The following is a 17,276-nucleotide window of genomic DNA, read 5'->3' on the forward strand; positions in this document are numbered from 1 at the left end:
ATCTTCTTGAGGTGCTGTTCAAGTTGCAATTTGCATCAGCACCAACGCTCATCAAAGGTGATCATTGCATTAAATCATAGCTGTTTGAAGTGGCTATTCAGCATCGCGATCTACAAACATCAGAACTGGTGCCCTTAACCCAATCACACTATTCTGTCTCAACACATTCACAAGCTCATTTTCACTCACATCATCCTGCCGCAGCACACTCAAAGCCGACTTCAGATTCGCTTGTTGCTTTTCATCAATAAACCGGGATCCATTCTTATTCTCATTGATCTCGACGGACTTGTTGTTGGGATCAAGGCTCCGCTTCATGACCGCTGAGAGTATTTGACTCTCAACAGAAAACGCCATTACCAAACCACAGTCCCCTTCAACTTGCGGTACTCTCTCCAGATCAAGCGCCGCGCAGACCATCTTGATTTCCTCTTCACTCATCTCGCCAACAGCGTAAGCCTTGTGAAAATACAGCTTCATGACAGCATGATCGACTAAGTAGTCTGGGCTCATGGGCGAAACATCAGAACCCTTAAGAACTTTATAGGCCTCAAAGTATTTCTCTTTCTTGATTAGAATCTTCACAACGAGCGCATCATACTCAAATAGGCAAGCAGAACGATCCACTTGTGACACAATCGCCTCAGCTTCTTTCAATCGGCCATTGTGGACATGATGAGCTGCCAACAAAAGGCTGATGCGTGGGTGCGTTTTTTCATCCTGATCCAAGGTTTCCAAAAAAAGTTCCGCTTCTCTGTACCTCCCGGACTCAATCAAAGTTCTGTGAAGCATGTAATTTGTCGCAAAGCTTTTATGCCCATCGTGTCGCGAGCTTTTTAGACAGAGCTCTGCTTCCTTGAAGCGTCCACATTCACCCAGCAAGACGCCACGCAATCCTAAAAGTTGGGTGTAAGCGTTCCGGTGGACACCAGAGCCATTCACAAGCGATCGCTCGGTGACTTCAATGGCCTTAATTGGCTTCATATTCTCATTCAAAGCCGATGCAAGAGTCAGACACGACTCCTGATCATACGGATTGGCTTCTAGCACCTTTGAAGCTGAATGAGCGGCGATTGTTGCATCTCCATTCTGATAGGCAATTATTGCCAGGCTCTTGGCAACATCGACTGATTCAGGATGTGACCGTCGTAATGCTTTGACTTTCGCATATGCGGCGTTTCGATCTTTGTTGCCAAACCACATGGCTTCGCACCACATGCCGGCCAATCCGGGATGTTCCGGATAGAGACTGGATGCCATTTCAAGCGTTTCAATTGTACGAACCAGTTCTCGCTTTGCCCGAAGCAAAATCGATTTCTTTCTCAGAAATTCTGGATGACGAGGATCCTTGGTTTTCTCCAGCAATTTGGCCCCGATTTCGGTGAACTCCAGGAATTCATCAAGCGAGTAAAGTGGCATCGACACACCGTCCCATGCGTCGACGAGTGTTATTGCGTCATCGCTGCTGACCACACGATCATCGGCACTATCACATACCGCAGGCACCAAGCATAAGACCAGTAGAACAATCAAGGCTTTGCACAGTGCCGAATCTCTAAACTGAAGCGACGTTTTTTTCATTTTCGTGTGTCCACGGAACCAGAATCTAATGACAGATCGCATCGCCTCTCTGGCCATTGCCGAGTTGGAAATATGAGGCGGTTCTTCTTTGGTGATCTCGGCGGCGGCCAAGGCGTCGGAGATTTCCACGCCTCCATTGTCACCACCGCCGCTTCAACCACGAATCTCCCACCCCATCCGCTTTCCCACCGGCAAATAAGCCTCTTCGGCCACCTAACTGTACCTGAACACTAACCAACTCCCAACTCCCAACTCCCAACTCCCAACTCCCAACTCCCAACTCCCAACCCCCAACCCCCAACATTCCATCAATTTCTGAATTGTCGTATTGTCCGATTCCCGAATTCCCGATAACTTCATCAACACAGTCGATTCGGAAACTGCTCTTCCGCCGTCGGCTTTGTTCAAGGGAGGCAGCCAACATGCGGAATTCGAGTTCACTCTTCACGAGTTGTTTACTCCTTTTGCTCGCTGCTCCCTGGATACACCCGCAGATCCAGCAACTCGCAGCCTTCTGGAGCACTGCGGACGATTCTGCGAATTACCTTTTCATCCGGCCTGAGCCTGCTCCCGAGAATCCTGCCCTCTTCCAGCTCTTCGCGACTTCATCTCTCATTGCCTCCGCCTCGAATACCTATGGCCGGGAACCTGCCGAGCTGGTGCATGATCATCAGCAGGGGAAGGTTCGTTTTGAACTCTGGGGGTTTGATCCGGCGACTCAAACGACTCGTCAAGTTCGGGCCATTGTTCAATCACAGGACGTCTCTTTGTGCCTGAGCCCCCTCGAGGTACTGCCTGATGATGTTCAATACGAAGCCAGACTATTCTGGAGCAAACTGGTGGATGGGCAGATGTCTGTCCCTCTTCAGTTCGATTTTCCTTGTTTTGCGCCCCATGAGCTGCGATTCTAACGAGACTTCAGCAGCCAATTGATCGGGATAGCCCGTGGCCTCCCGATTGTGCCGGGAAAATGGTAAGTTCTTTGTCTGGGTTCTTCGTACTTGATGCCGCAAGACATCTCGCCTCGACAACGACTTTCCAGACCGGGCCAGATTCGCATGACGATTGAATTTTTGTGCGTCCACTGCCAAGCGCACATCCGCGTCCCTGATCGCGCCGGAGGGCGTGGTGGTGAATGCCCGCGTTGCCGCAAGAAGATCAAAGTTCCAAAAAAGTCGACGCTCCCGGCTGCTCCACCAGAAGCAGCACCTGCTCCAGTTGCCGCGGCAGGCCCTGCCACAAAATCCTCAGCTGCGACCAGAACGAGTTCGTCAGCCATACCTGCCGCTGCAAAAGTCGCGTCCATCCCCAAGCCCAACGAGCACGACGAACTCGAAGTCGAATTCTCATCAGTCGATGAAGCGACTGGACAAGAAGTTTCTCCCGCCGCTTCCAGGCATGCGGCACCATCCAGCGCGAGCAGCGCTGTCTCACCAGTCGAGGTCACACAGACAACTTCCAAGAAACCGAGAACAGTCAAAGTTCGTCGTCGTGGCGACAGCACTGGTCTGCTCATGGGGGTTGTGGCCGTCATTCTGGTGACCTGCCTGGGTGGAGCGGGCTATTGGTGGTCGACTCAAAAATCGATCTTGAAAGAACAGGTCAAAGCCTACGCACATGCGCCCGAATCTATCCCGAAGGTCTCTGTTCGGTCGACGTCACTCATGGTGGATGAAGCGACTCGCGAGAAGGTGTTCAGCGCTCTGGAGCGAAACCAGCTCCCGCTGTTGAGTTCCGTCATGGAAATCTACATCTCCGCCAAAGGGGATGAACTGAACATTGCCGTCAATCGAGGTAAGCAGACTCAATTTGTCGCTGTCGAAATTCCTACAGAATCTCCCATTCGAGAATACTTTCAGAAGAATTTTGAGACGCTCGCCAAGCCTCAACTGGACCTGCTGAAAACTTCCGGCAGCGAATTCGTCGAAGCGTATGGCCGTCAGCTATCGGGCAAGGGAACACCCGGCGAAATTCCCCGCTTTCGAGATTCTTTCGCTTTGCCACAACTTGTGGGGCCACTGGGGTTCCATCTTGTGGCAAAGACTGGCGATGGCAACTCGTATCGCTGTGTGGCCGAAGATGGCCCGCTCCTCTGGTTCCTGCTCCCTCCTGGTGTGAAAAACTTTAGTATCGAAGGCCGCCCGATTGGCAATCAGACGCTCTTGCCCGTTCAACTCGAGGTAACTGTGACCTCTGATCCTCTTCCTGATTCCAAGGCAGAGCCCGTCAATCCTCCAGATGCAGCGCAACCTGCTCCGGGGAACATGGAGATGAAGGACGACGAAAAGGGAATGAAAGATCCCCAGGAGATGCCTGACAAAAAAGGGATGGACATGGAGATGAAGCCCGATCCAGCGATGAAGTCCGATGCGGACATGAAGCCGGATCCCAAGACTTCTGAGGACAAATGAACTTTCGTTGGCGACGAGAATCTCGGGGCTTCTCCTCTCGCTCTTGAACTCGCCTCGGGATAAACTCTGCCTGCAAACTCAACCTATTCACCGCAAGTTGTCATATTCAGAGATCCAGTTCCTGATTTATGAACTTGCGGAAGACACGGATCCTGAGCAGGTCAATCCCACGTCATGATTCCTTTGTATGATTCGATCTCAGCTCGTCGTCTGAGTGTGACCAATTACGGAATCATTGCAGCCTGTGCTGCCGTGTTTCTCATTCAGTTTTTTGCAGCAGGTCGCGATCAGCAGATTATTGAAGATTTCGGTCTCATGCCCATTCGTGTGACGTCGGGGAATCAGGCTTATATCGCCCGGATGACTCCCCTGACTGCGAATTCCACTGATGCGATCGGTTCCATTCCCAAGCCCGATCTCGCGCCGATTGTGTTGACGATCGAACCATCGCCGATTTCTCCACTGGCAACTCTCGTGACGAGCCTGTTTCTGCATGCCGGCTGGCTGCAACTACTCATCAATCTGTGGTTTCTGGCGATTTTTGGAGATAACGTCGAAGACCGCTTCGGGCATGTTGGTTATCTCTGCTTCTACCTGTTATGCGGTGTTTTTTCGGGCTTGCTGGTCTTATTCATGGGAAGTGAGTCGGTCAAGCTTACGATTGGTGCTTCGGGTGCTGTTGCCGGCGTGATTGGCGCTTACATGGTCATTTTCCCGAGTGCCCAGATAGTGACACTGACGCCGTTTGGCCAAATGTTTCGCCGCATACAGGTACCAGCGATCTATCTCGTGATTGTCTGGATCATTCTGCAATGGGCTCTCTCTCGAATTGGCCATTTCCCGCTGATTGAAATGACATGGTGGACTCACCTGGGTGGTCTCGTGAGTGGGGTCATTCTCGCTGCGATTCTGCGTGCGTTTGGCTGGCTGCAAGCTGGCGAACTCCACGATCCAATCGCTGAGCGCGGTTACTATTGAAGCTGTAGAACATGGCCCATCCGCTCCCTCTCATTCTGGCCAGCACATCGAAGTACCGGCGAGAACTCCTCGAACGCCTGCAGATTCCCTTCACTTGCCAGTCGCCGGGTGTTGATGAATCTCGTTGGAAAGAGCAGCGTCTTGAGGCCTCTCGTCTGGCTCAGGAACTGGCGACTGCAAAATCACAGGCGGTGTGGCAGAAACATCCCGATTCGATCGTCATTGGCAGTGATCAAGTCGCAGAAATCTCGGGTGAGATCCTTGATAAGCCGGGGGACTTTGACCGTGCTGCTCAACAACTCCAAAGGCTGGCTGGCCAGACTCATTCCCTATGGACCGCAGTGGCGATTTCTTCCCCTCAGGGTTGTGAACTGTTCCTTGACCAGACAATCCTCACCATGAGGTCACTCACGCAGGATGAGATTCACCGGTATCTCGTTGCAGATAAACCTTTCGATTGTGCTGGCAGCTACAAACTGGAATCGCTGGGAATCAGCCTGTTCGAAAAAATCATCTCTGCCGACCAGACAGCCATTATCGGTTTGCCACTCATGGCTACGGCGCATCACCTGCGCCGACGGGGTTATCAAATCCCCTGACATCAAGATGATTGGCCTCGAAATGGTTCCTTGCGACTAACCAACAATTTCGGCCGTGAGCTTGTCGAACTCTTCGACTTTTGCCGCCAGGACATCAATACTGCGTGACCAGAACTCGGGCTGCGTAAGATCGAATCCGAACGAGACCTTGACGGCGTCTTCCGCGTCCATGCTTCCCGTACACTCCAGGAACTTCACAAAGTCCGCAGCGAACGCTGATCCCCGGCTTTTCCCTTCCGAAAAGAGCCCCAGCGAGAGCAGATATCCGAAAGTGTAGGGGAAGTTGTAAAATGGAATCCCCGTGAAATAGAAGTGCAGCTTCGAGGCCCAGAAACGAGGATTCCAGCCATCTTCTGCCAGGGCATCCAGGTAAGCCTCCTTCTGAGCAGCGACCATTAACTGGCTCAAATCATCGGCGGCAAGTTCGCCATTCCGCCGGGCTTTGTGGAAGTTGTCTTCAAAGATAAACCTCGCGTGAATGTTCATCAGAAATGCCACACCATCAGCCAGAGCGGCATCGAGCTGGCACAACCTGTCGTACGGATGTTGAGCCTGCTGCATACGGGTATCTGCAAGGACAGCTTCAGCAAACGTACTGGCTGTTTCGGCAAGATTCATCGGGTAATCAGCGAGCAGATAGGGGACATCTTTCAGCACATACGAGTGATAAGCATGCCCCAGTTCATGGGCCAGAGTTGACATACTGTCGGCGGTCTCCGTGTATGTCATAAACATGCGGGATTGCCCCGCCGCCCGATATCCCGTGCAGAAAGCACCTTGCCTCTTACCAGCTCGATTGACAGCTTCCGACCAGCCATCCCTGAGTGCCATTCGCGCAAAATCCTGCATGTGCGGACTGAATGAGCCAAAGGCACTCACGATCTGCTCACAGGCTGATTGATAAGGCAATTTTTCCGGCATTTGACCGGGCTTGCGAGGCAATGGAGCCGTCAAGTCGTACCAGGCGAGCTTTTCCAAACCCATGAGACGGGCTTTGGCTTGCAGATACTTAAGAAGTACTGCTTTCTTCTGAGTAATCACGTTCCACATCTGATTCAACGTGGCCCGGCTCATGCGATTCCACATCAGCGGCGAAACCAGATGGTCTTCAACACCTAACTGGTCATAGATCGTCAAGCGTGTTCCCGCGATATGATTGATCGCCTCGGCGCAGAGATTCTCGATCGATTTCCACGCCACGTCGGCAGCAAAGTAATTTGACTGACGCTCAGCACGATCAGGACTGTCGAACTGAACCTGGCTGCATGATTTTTCGACCAGCCGACCCTTTTCGAGCAACTGAATCTTCAGTGCTCCCGAAATGCGATCGTACAGACGACCCCAGGCATGGAGCCCATCGACGGCCAGCTGATTGGCGAGATTTTCTTGAGCTTCGGGCAACCGCATGCGGGCAGCCCGCTGACGCAACTTCCACGCGTAGGTCCGCTCAAAAAGCCAGGGCTCCCTGGCCACAAAAGCCACCAGATCTTCCTCACTGAGCGTTCGAAAAGCCGCTTCAATCAACGCTCCCACCTGCTCACGCAAGGGGGCCAGCGATGAGAGTTCCGCTTCGATTCTTTGAAATTGGGCATTGGTCGCATCGCTCGCACAGTAGCATTCGACGTGAGATCTGAGATCCGAAATGGTGGTTTCCATGTCTTCAAACTGCGCCAGCAGTTGGCGCCACACCTGGGCAGCATCGGGACCGATCTCTGGTGCGGCTGTCAGTTGTGCCACAAGGCCTTCGAGACCTTTCTTGGCACTGACGAGTTTCTGCTGAAATTCAGCCGTTCCTAAAGCTGGCAGCAGAGAATCCAGATCCCAGACTTCACTGTAAACCACTGTCTCTGAACCCGACATTATGGATGTATCCCATGGTGGTGATGGCTGCTCATCGTCGGCTTTGATCGAACGCGTGGATCGCAGCCGTTCCTGTTTAACATATTGTGGACAGAAACAGATTGAGCTGCCAGTGATACCAATCAGAACTCGAGCAGACCTTCCCATTATGGAAGATCTGCAGAAGTCGTCCGGCACAGCTTTCAACGGCTGGTGAGTGGCACGGGCCCCCGGAATCAGACTACTCTTCGTCTCAGCGACTACACGAATTCGCTGATTCTCTCCGAGTTCCACTGTTTTCCACCGGATCTAAAGTTTTCCATACGATGCCAACTGAAACATTGACTGACTCACCGCTCGACAAAAAAAGTTCTCGCTCAGCACTCGTCCTCGTCTTTTTGACGGTCTTCATCGATCTCCTCGGCTTCGGGATCGTGCTGCCACTTTTGCCCCGATATGCCGAACACTTTCAAGCGACAGGCCTGCAGCTTTCAATGCTCTCGGCGAGCTTTTCTGCGATGCAGTTTCTCTTTTCGCCTCTCTGGGGCCGGCTGTCTGACCGAATCGGCCGTAGACCCGTGTTGATCTTTGGCCTCGCCAGCACGGCCTTTTTCTATCTGTTGTTTGGTCTCGTCACTCAATGGGGTGTGCATGGGACGATTCTTGGTCTTTCACCACTGATGTGGCTCTTTATCACCCGCAGCGGTGCCGGGATCTCGGGCGCGACGATTTCAACGGCCCAAGCGTACATTGCCGACTGCACTGGCAAAGCCGAGCGTGGCAAAGGGATGGCCCTGATTGGTGCTGCCTTTGGGATGGGGTTTACGTTTGGGCCACTTCTCGGTGCGATGTTTGTGAGCAGTGATCCGCAAAGTACGCCAACTCCGCTACCGGCATTTGCTGCAGCATCGCTGTCATTCATGGCATTTCTGGCAGCGCTGTTTCTGCTCCCGGAATCACTACCAGCGGCTGACCGTATCAATCATCTCGAAACGACCGAAATCAGCCCACTCTCCCAACGATTAACAGCAGTTCTGGCCCAGCCTGTCATTTTGATTTTACTTCTGACGAGTTTCATCGCGACCTTTGCGTTCTCCATCTTTGAGACCACACTTTCGTTACTTACGAAGCAACTGGGGTATTCCGACCGGGGTAACTTTTTTGTCTTCGCAATTGTGGGGATCACCCTCACGCTGGCTCAGGGACTTCTCGTGAGAAGGCTGTTACCGCGTGTGGGCGAGGTTCGGATGGCGGTTGCTGGAATTGTTCTCATGGGCCTGGGCCTCGCTGGAGTCGCTTTAAGTGGCCTGATCAGTCAACAGACACTGCTCTGGATTGCCATGCCGGTCGCCGTGATTGGGTTTGCTGCGACAACACCTTCACTCCAATCGCTGCTTTCACTTTCCGCCTCAAAAACAGAGCAGGGTGGAACCTTGGGCTTGGGTCAAAGTGCCTCTGCCCTCGCTCGCATTTGCGGGCCCTTTCTTGGCTTTCCTCTTATTGAAATGAATATCTCTTCGCCTTACTTTGCTTCGACGTTGCTCCTCACCTTGAGCCTGTTCATCTTCCTGCTGATCGCCTCGCGCTTACCTGACAGTACAGGCGAACGCGGTGCTCATGCCGGTCATTGAACCGATTTCATCATTTGGCATCGCATACGATGTTTGATGTGATGAGATAAAGCCGCAGGAAAAATTCAGCCCTCATCCCAGCCTTCTCCCAGGAAGACGCGGGAGAAGGAGCCAGAGGAACTGCAATCCCGGGAACATTGTCTGAAGCACTGCACAAAAAAGAAGGCTCGACCAACGATGGGCCTAGCCTTCCTCATTCAGACTTTTCTTCTAGCAATTACTGTTTGATCGATTCCAGATAGGCCATCAGCGAAGCCAGGTCTTTCACCGTCAGCTTACTCACCAGATCGACTGGCATCATCGAGAGTTCCAACCGAGTTCGCTCATCGATATCTGCTTTTTGAACGACAGTCGGCACCCCGGTGATGCTGCGGAGTTCGAGATCATCGCCACCTTCTCTCGTGACAAAACCACTCAAGGTTCGACCATCTGTCAGCAGGAATGACTGCGTCTCAAACCCTTGAGCAATCTTCTTACTGGGCAGAATGATCGATTCCGTAAGCTCCGCCCGGTTGTAACGTGCTGTGATTCCCGCGAGGAGCGGGCCCTTGATCGTCTCCTTACTCGAAACCGAATGGCAGGCCACACATCCCTGTCGTTTGAAAAGCCGGGCTCCCAGCTTGGCATCGCCTTTATGCTTTTCTAAACCGGCAACCACATCTTCCATCGAAAGTGTGCCCACAAGGGGCTCATTAGGATCGACAGGCCGATCCAACTCCATCTTCTCAGAGGCGAATCGTGCGGCTGCAGCAATGGCGCCATTCTCATTGGTCGTGAATTGCCGCACCTGAATCGCCTGAGACTCTGCCTGTGTTCGAGCCACAGCTTTTAACAGTTGAACAGTGTACTGCGGAGACGCATACGCCCGCTGAAAAGTCGCCAGGATCTGATCACGCACAGCGGCTGGTGTTCGCGAAGCTTCGACCAGCGAAAGAAGCACCGACCAGGCCACTTCCTGTTCACCAGCCTGAGCATCAAACGCTCTTTCGGTCAGCAGAGGGACAATCTCGGCATGCCGGGCATCCTGCAGATACTCTGTCCACAAACTTACCTGATCGTTGGGCAGCTCATCACTGGGAACGGTTCTACCAAAGGTTGCCAGCAAGCCCTTGGCAGCCTGTGGATCAGGAAGTCGGGTCATCAGGCCACGAATCGCTGCTGATCGCGTTGCCCAGTCATTTGACTCTGAAAGTGCAGCCGTCGAAAGCAGATCCAACGTAGGACTTGTTCGATCATCGGTCGATGCCAACAGTAGAATGGCCTGCGAATAAAAGTTGCGATCAGACTGAGCCAGTTTCAGCAGAGCTGGCACAATCCTGGGCGAAGGGACTCGATGCCGCCTTAACTCTTTCACCAGATGCTTCAGCGTATCTCCAGAATCGGCTTCCAGAGCTGCCTCAAGTGCCGTGCGAATCTGATCACTTTGTGACCATGTGACTGGTTTAAAGTAAGGCCCCGTAGTATCGGGACGAGTTCCCCACCATTTTTTATCCCATGGTGCTTCCTGGAAGTGCAGCCGACAGAGAGCTGTCCGCACGAGCTGCTGCTGTTGTTCCGTTCCACTCGAAACGAGTTCCAGAAGCCGATTGACAATCCGTGGATCGTGCAACCTTTTGGCCACGTCGATCACACCGGCAAACACCTGGGGATCATTGGTTCCGAGAGCATTGACGATCACCTCAATCGGTCGCAGTGAGACCAGAACTTCCTTCGCGACATGCGCCACAACAGCATCATCGTTCGCCAGGACGGGAATAAGCTGAGGAGCGGCTGCTGTCCATTGTTGCCGGCCAATCGCCGTCAGTGCCGCCCTGACCACTCGAGGATTATTCGACGACAAACCAGCCACCACGAATCCCTGGTTAGCCTTGGGAGAATCCCCCAAAGCCAGCAAGACAGCTTCTTGACAATCCTCTTTTGCATAAATCTCTTCGAGAGCTTTGACGGCCTCAATCGTGTCGATCTGACCAAGTGTAAAAACTGCCGCCAGTCGGCCAGTTCTAGGCACGCTGCCAACTTGTAATGCCAGGTTTTTCAGTGCAGTAACTTGCTGTGAAGCCTCGGGACGCCGGAGCAATTCACGCTGAGCGGCCAGACGAGTCACCCCTTGTTCATGGCCTACAAGTGTGACCAGTTCTTTCATCGAGAGTTTACTGAAGTCGAGTGATTGCTCACTTCGCTGTGTGCCTCGCGGAGTCAGCAGCAGCACATAGCCCACATCGGGTTTATCGAAGTCAAAGCCACCATTTTTCCAGCTGGCAATGTAGATCTTTCCGGAAGCATCAATCTCCATATCTGTCGGGCGAGGAACGTGCACAAATGGCTCTTGTTCCACTTTGAAAGTGGAGCCTGCCGGTGTCAATGGATGCCGGAAAATGATGCTGCGGCCCCAATCGCACGTATAGAAACTGCGTCCCAGCGGGGAGGGGAGAGCGGGATCATCAATGTAAACCGATCCGCAGGGCGAACCACCACCGAAATCGGCCAGACAATCGATGCGGTCTTCGGGAAAGTTGATGAACTGTGAGGGATAACCGTAGTTTCCAAACGGCACGACGTGCGAAAGTCTGACATTCCAGCCGCCGCCATCATTCGTATTGTCTCGGGTGAGCAGATTCATCTCGGGGTCGATGGCCACGTCGTAAATATTCCGCTGACCACGGGAGACAATCTCCAGATCAGTGCCGTCGGGCTTAACCCTGACCACACCGCCACCATGCAGTTGCAAGGTTTTGCCATCCTTGGTTTTCGCTTCATAGAAGCCGTAATCACCCACGGCAATGTAAAGGTAGCCATCAATTCCCATCTGCATGCCATTGGTGGTATGGTCTGCACCACGGAACTTCAGGTCGAAACCAATCCCGTCAACCAGCACCTCACTCTTTTCAGACTTTCCATCACCATCGCGATCATGGAAGGCCGTCACAAAGGGAGGATGCTGGACGTACAACGTGCCATCATCCCACACGAGGCCACGCGGGCTGTCGAGTTCACAGAAGGTGATGAATTCATCGGCCTTTCCATCGCCATTCGTATCTCGGCAGCGAACAATTTTTCCCTTTTGAGGCTTGGCACCCAACGAGCCATTTAAATCCACACCGACAAACACCAATCCGTCTGGTGATGTCGTCAAACAGGTGGGATAGGAAATCTCTGGGGGTGCAGCAAAGATCGTCGCTTCAAACGATGGTGGTACTTTGACCCCACTGAGCAGAGGATCTCCCGACACGGCTTTGGGTTTAAGATCAATCACCGCATCGACCGTCTGCTCAATCATTTTTCCCGAGTGAACTTCGAATTCCCAGAAGCTCCCCCATCCCCCATGAGTGCTGCCCAGATAGACCAGTCGCACATGCCTGACCTGATCTTCAGTCACTTGGTAGCTGGCATCACTGCCGAGAACAGCCTTTTGGCTCTGATCAATCAGAGGTGCCCACACCTTCCCATCGACCGAAGTCTCGACTCGAAACTTGTAGCCCCCTTCGGGACTTTCCCAGACAATACGGATACCTGCAATCGATTTTGGCTCTCCCAGATCGACTTGCCACGTGTAATCAGACCCGCCATTCGGAGCACACCAGCGTGTCTCTTCATCACCGTCGACAGCAAACTTCGGATCACGTTCTGCCTGCGAACCAGAGGCTGTGGCAGTCTTCCCCAAGGCCAGATTCTCTGGCACTTTGATCACTCGGGGCGAGGCTTGCGAGATCAGGTAATCATCATTCAGCTTATCGGCTGACCACAGGAGTCCCCGAGTCACATAATTGAGAAACACGGGATCCTGCATTTCTTCGGCATAGTGTCCCACCGTTGTGCCAAAGACACGAGTTTTCTTGTCGCCATATTCATTGACCCAGATGACACATTCGTCTTTTTTGGCAGAGCTTTTGCCGTAGGCCAATGGAGTTGTGGTCTCACCTATTTTGGCGATGTTGTACAGTTCACCCTTGGGAGTCATCCACTTGTTACCAAACCCCTTCATGATGGGATGTTCTGGTACGGCATTGACGACCTCAAAGGCATAGTGAGCGCCATGCCCGTGAGATGTCACTCCCAGAAACTTGAACCACTCATCGGTTTTATCGCGGTAGCAGTGCATGGCACAGTGAATCACCACCGCCGGCAGACCGGCCTTATGCGGTGCCAGAATCTTCTGTGTCCAACTCGCATCAGGGATGTCGGCAAAGCACTCGTTATGAACGACGACGTCAAAGCCCTTAGCCCAGTCGGGATTTTCATAAAGCGGAATCTTGGCATTGGTGCTGCTGCCCCCCTGATGGACAATCTCCCATTGCACATTCGCGCGGGCCGAGATGCCTTCGGTCAGAATCTTTTTCTGGCGCTGGTAGTCGTGGCAGCAACCCCCTGTGACCAACAAAGCCTTGAGAGTTTTGGCAGCTTTGGGTGCGGTCGTCGGGGGGATTTCCTCGGCTAAGGCGCATCCCCTGGATGTCTGATATTGATTGGCATCAAGGGCCATCGCCACAATCAGAATGGAAAGCGCCCAGCAGAAAGTTTTTCTCATCACGTTGTTCATCAAGCCAGATACCCCTCAAAAGATCAATACCACGTCATACTGCAAGTGCCGATGCTCAAGCAGATTTGCAGGATGCAAATTCTCGCTGGAAGCAGTCCCAGTGATCATCAGAAGAGAGTCCTGCATCGAAGCCTTTAAGATAGTGTTTTCTTCACTCAGAGGCGAGAGTCTTCTTGAAGTCACATCCAACCGATACAGCGTGCCTGAGGCTCAGGGGGCTGATCAAACGAAGCTCACATCACCTCCGGGGTGTTCATTGCTTTTGTTTTGTACCCGAAGTCAAGCCCGCGAAAGCTGTGGATTTGTCACTGATTGCACGATACTTTTCTGAAAACACTGACTTGAATTGAACGTTCTGAATGCTTCTGGATCACTGTGATTGAATCTGAAGGTTGTGTTATTGTCAGCGAGTTGTGGTTAAACTTCTTTAACAACAACTGACAGAAGAAATTATCCAGATTTTGACCTGTCTGTTACTCCTGTCCACGTTTAGCATCCCGTCGATCATCTCCAATCGATTATCCAGACATGAGGCCGATATGAGCCTGGCAAACTATATTGAACGCGACATTGAATCGAGAATCCGCAATCACCGAGAATTGCCCTGCGCTATGACATTGCAGTGCCTGGCAACGCATTACAACGTCAGTTTGACACCCGTACGAGAAGCGACGGAGTCATTGTTGCAGCGCGGGTTGCTTGTCAAAATGGGAAACCGCCGATTGGCAGTCAGCAGTCACCTGGCCGATGTGCCACTGGATTCCGAAGATCATCTCGCACCGCCCCCACCCATTGACTGGGATCAGGTTATCACGCGCCATATTCTCCTGCTGAGTTTGCGTGGCGATGCGATTTTCATGCGTGAAGAAGCTTTAGCCGAGCGACTCGAAATTGGCCGAACATTACTCAGGCAAGTCTTCAGCCGCCTTGCGGGTGCTGGCATTATTGATCATGTCCCCCGCCGGGGATGGCGGGTTCGACCTCTGAACGAAGCCGACCTGGCTGCCTATCTGGATGTCCGCGTCACTCTGGAAAAACGGGCTCTTGAACTCGCCATTCCGCGACTGGTGAAGGCCGATCTGGAGACAATGCTGGCTGGCAACTTGCCACTGGATGGATCTTCAACGCCCCGGCTCGACAATCAATTGCACCAGTATTTTATCGAGAAAAGTGAGAATCGCTACATCCGGGATTTCTTCGCCAGACACGGCGGATACTACCGGGCACTTTTCGATTACGCCGCTCTGGGAGCTGACGTGATTGCAGAAATGGCGACTCAGCACAGACAGATTCTTTCGGATCTGATCAAGGGTGAAAACGAACGGGCAATTTCAGGGCTGGCCGAGCATATCCGCAGTCAGCAGCCAGCGGTGAAGCAAGTCATTAGCCATCTGGAATCCCAGGCGCTGAAAATGGAGAAAACGCAAGGTTTCTCACCGATTTCATCATTCAGGGAACAACCTGGAAATCAACGTACGGAAGTTGCCGAGGCGGAAGCTGATTCCGTCTTAGAGACGAGCAGCCAGAGATCTCCGGACTATCAACAGACATACACCGAATAGGAGCATGGTGATGGCCCATGATTCTGGCAGGATCATCACAAGTTAGGTGGCTCTGGAATGACTTGCCCATCTCTGGGCCGAAATAAAGTTTTCGAGCTTCAATGTTCCAAGGACGAGGCTGGAGACACTCTTTTCACGAGCGACAAACTCGACAGCCAATTGAGGATCAAGCTGCCCGGAAGCCAGCCCTTTTTTGACGAGCACGATGAGCCCGGCCTCATGAGCCTCTCGCATGACATCCAGATGACTGACATTCTGCTGATGGAATTCCACCATCAGTGCATCAGCCCAACCAAGTGCCAACTTCGCTCCGGCAGGAGTCTTGCCCGAGAGTCCGATACGCAGGACATCACCTTGCTCTCGAAATCTGCACAGCGTTTCAACCACGGGCGTTTGAGTCAAAAGCTCTTCATCGTTGCCGGGTGAGTGAATCAGCACCAGATCAAGAGCATCCGTCTGGAGACGACGAAGACTTTGTTCGATCGACCGCTCAACCGCTTGCTGCGAAAAGTCATAGTTTGAAATACCAGCAGCAAAAGATTCGCCAACTTTTGTCGAGAGGAGAAATTCCTTCCGGCGATGAGCCAGATGCCTGCCGATGCGCTCTTCACTCAGCCCGTAGGCAGGTGCCGTATCGATGGCCTGGCAACCATGATCCAGCAGTTCATTCAACAATCGGCTAGCCGCTGCGTCGTCGGGGAGATCATATCCTTGCGGATACTTCGCTCCTTCATTGCGTCCGAGCTTAAACGCACCAAAGCTGATTAATGGCCACGACAATGGCTGATCAGGCAACATGACGCACCGGCGACGATACGGGATAATCCAGCCAATCAGACTGCGACTCCCAGATGGGTTTCGCCACTAAAGGTCGCTGCCAGTCTGCCAGAGAAGAGGGGTCAAAGCGATGCTCGGGCTCGTGAGATTGAATCGCCTGCGACAACTCTTCAGCCAGGACAGGAGCTAGCACCAGTTTGGTTGGCCAGCCTGTGGTCACATTCCCTGCAAAGAGCAACTGAATATTCTCAGGACGTGCACCGCCAGAAACTGCCCCTTCAGCACGATCAACACGATACGTGGACCACTGCGTGTTTTTGAGCGAAACACCGGGGAGAACATCTGTGATTTCCGAGATTGCGTGAGCCACCAGATCGACGGGCTCCATACCCACACCATCTTCGGCCACCTGCCCACCAATCTGCCAGACACACTCCCCCTGAGAAGTAAGGTCAGAGGTGATTGTCACCCGGGTTTTCGCGCCATCCACACAATGTCCATTAAGTTCCGGTAAGTCGCCGCGTGCCAGCACCATGTGCAAGGGGCGCCTCTGCATTGCCGAAGTTGACAATCCGGCACGTGCCCGAAGTTCGGCATTGCCAGCACCGGCAGTCAGCACCACATGCCCGGGCCTCAAACGCAATTCTTTTCCCGATTGCGGATCAACCACGCGGATGGCTTTAATCTCTCCGGGAGAATCAAGTTCAAATTCTAAATGATCAGTATCGCACTTCAGGATTCGATCCCGGTACTGATGGAAGAGATCCTGAATCATCGAACAGGGAGAAATCACCTGCTCACCCAGACGAGCCACACCACCAGGTACCTGCGCCAGGCAATCCGGCCTCTCATTAGCTGCGAGTTTTTCGGGAGTCACAGCCAGACCCACTCGGGCTCCGAGCATACCGACTCTCGATGAAAGGCTCTGCGTATGCCACAGGTAACAAAATTCGCTGCGAATGGTCGTGTTTTTCAGCGAAGGTAAGCCGGGAGCCCCTTGAAGAGCTTTTCGCCAGATACCGGGCATCTCACGAATCTGACTCGCTGATCGAGTCAAAATGCCCTGCAAAGTGTACTTCAGACCGCCATGCAGAATTCCCTGAGAGGCAATCGTCTGACCCGACCCCAGTTCATGGGCTTCAAAAAGGACCACGTGCTGCCCTCTTCGCGAGAGCACATCCAGCAGCCACAGGCCTGCAACACCGCCCCCAAAAATGACTGTATCCAGCTTCATCACCACGCTCCGCGTGCCACGACCGTCTCCCAGACGGATCTCAATATGTTCAGTTGTAATCACTTTCCCAAAATGTGCAAAGATCGAACATCGCTGACGGAAATGCCATTTCAGTGGCCAGCAGCGC

The 17,276-nt window shown here is 52.8% G+C and carries 11 protein-coding genes; 6 read left to right on the top strand and 5 right to left on the bottom strand.

The features are described from left to right. Positions 1–93 precede the first annotated feature (93 nt). Positions 94–1,710 (bottom strand): tetratricopeptide repeat protein, encoded by a 1,617-nt coding sequence (locus PLIM_RS10090; RefSeq protein ID WP_041401547.1) that lies wholly within the window; start codon positions 1,708–1,710, stop codon positions 94–96. A gap of 293 nt (positions 1,711–2,003) precedes the next feature. Here PLIM_RS10090 and PLIM_RS10100 point away from each other — a divergent pair, with 293 nt between their 5' ends. The 4 genes from PLIM_RS10100 to PLIM_RS10115 all read left to right on the top strand — a co-directional run bounded on the left by PLIM_RS10100 (position 2,004) and on the right by PLIM_RS10115 (position 5,569). Further along, positions 2,004–2,492, top strand: coding sequence for a hypothetical protein (locus tag PLIM_RS10100; protein ID WP_013110212.1), 489 nt, complete (start codon positions 2,004–2,006; stop codon positions 2,490–2,492). A 147-nt stretch (positions 2,493–2,639) separates the two neighbouring features. Continuing rightward, positions 2,640–3,992 (top strand): hypothetical protein, encoded by a 1,353-nt coding sequence (locus PLIM_RS10105; RefSeq protein WP_013110213.1) that lies wholly within the window; start codon positions 2,640–2,642, stop codon positions 3,990–3,992. 174 nt (positions 3,993–4,166) lie between these two features. Then, positions 4,167–4,970 carry a rhomboid family intramembrane serine protease gene (locus PLIM_RS22760; RefSeq protein ID WP_013110214.1) on the top strand — a complete coding sequence of 268 codons (804 nt, stop codon included), beginning with the start codon at positions 4,167–4,169 and terminating at the stop codon, positions 4,968–4,970. An 11-nt stretch (positions 4,971–4,981) separates the two neighbouring features. Then, positions 4,982–5,569 carry a Maf family protein gene (locus tag PLIM_RS10115; RefSeq protein WP_013110215.1) on the top strand — a complete coding sequence of 196 codons (588 nt, stop codon included), beginning with the start codon at positions 4,982–4,984 and terminating at the stop codon, positions 5,567–5,569. 36 nt (positions 5,570–5,605) lie between these two features. Here PLIM_RS10115 and PLIM_RS10120 read toward each other — a convergent pair whose 3' ends face one another. Continuing rightward, a complete protein-coding gene (locus PLIM_RS10120; protein WP_013110216.1) occupies positions 5,606–7,429 on the bottom strand; it encodes a M3 family oligoendopeptidase in 1,824 nt (607 codons plus the stop codon). 305 nt (positions 7,430–7,734) lie between these two features. On the opposite strand from PLIM_RS10120, the gene PLIM_RS10125 reads away from it, so the two are divergent. Further along, a complete protein-coding gene (locus PLIM_RS10125; RefSeq protein ID WP_013110217.1) occupies positions 7,735–9,039 on the top strand; it encodes an MFS transporter in 1,305 nt (434 codons plus the stop codon). Between the two features lie 217 nt (positions 9,040–9,256). On the opposite strand, the gene PLIM_RS10130 is transcribed toward PLIM_RS10125, so the two are convergent. Then, a complete protein-coding gene (locus tag PLIM_RS10130; RefSeq protein WP_148227059.1) occupies positions 9,257–13,564 on the bottom strand; it encodes a DUF7133 domain-containing protein in 4,308 nt (1,435 codons plus the stop codon). A gap of 551 nt (positions 13,565–14,115) precedes the next feature. On the opposite strand from PLIM_RS10130, the gene PLIM_RS10135 reads away from it, so the two are divergent. Further along, positions 14,116–15,138 (top strand): GntR family transcriptional regulator, encoded by a 1,023-nt coding sequence (locus PLIM_RS10135; RefSeq protein ID WP_013110219.1) that lies wholly within the window; start codon positions 14,116–14,118, stop codon positions 15,136–15,138. Between the two features lie 42 nt (positions 15,139–15,180). Here the strand turns inward: PLIM_RS10135 and PLIM_RS10140 are convergent, their stop codons facing one another. Both PLIM_RS10140 and PLIM_RS10145 read right to left on the bottom strand, forming a co-directional pair. Continuing rightward, positions 15,181–15,936 carry an aldo/keto reductase gene (locus PLIM_RS10140; RefSeq protein ID WP_013110220.1) on the bottom strand — a complete coding sequence of 252 codons (756 nt, stop codon included), beginning with the start codon at positions 15,934–15,936 and terminating at the stop codon, positions 15,181–15,183. Continuing rightward, complete coding sequence (locus PLIM_RS10145; protein WP_013110221.1) at positions 15,926–17,149, bottom strand: FAD-dependent oxidoreductase; 1,224 nt, start codon at positions 17,147–17,149, stop codon at positions 15,926–15,928. The genes PLIM_RS10140 and PLIM_RS10145 overlap by 11 nt, the downstream gene beginning before the upstream one ends. Positions 17,150–17,276: the final 127 nt, after the last annotated feature.

The sequence above is a fragment of the Planctopirus limnophila DSM 3776 genome, from assembly GCF_000092105.1.
GTDB classification, from domain to species: Bacteria; Planctomycetota; Planctomycetia; order Planctomycetales; family Planctomycetaceae; genus Planctopirus; species Planctopirus limnophila.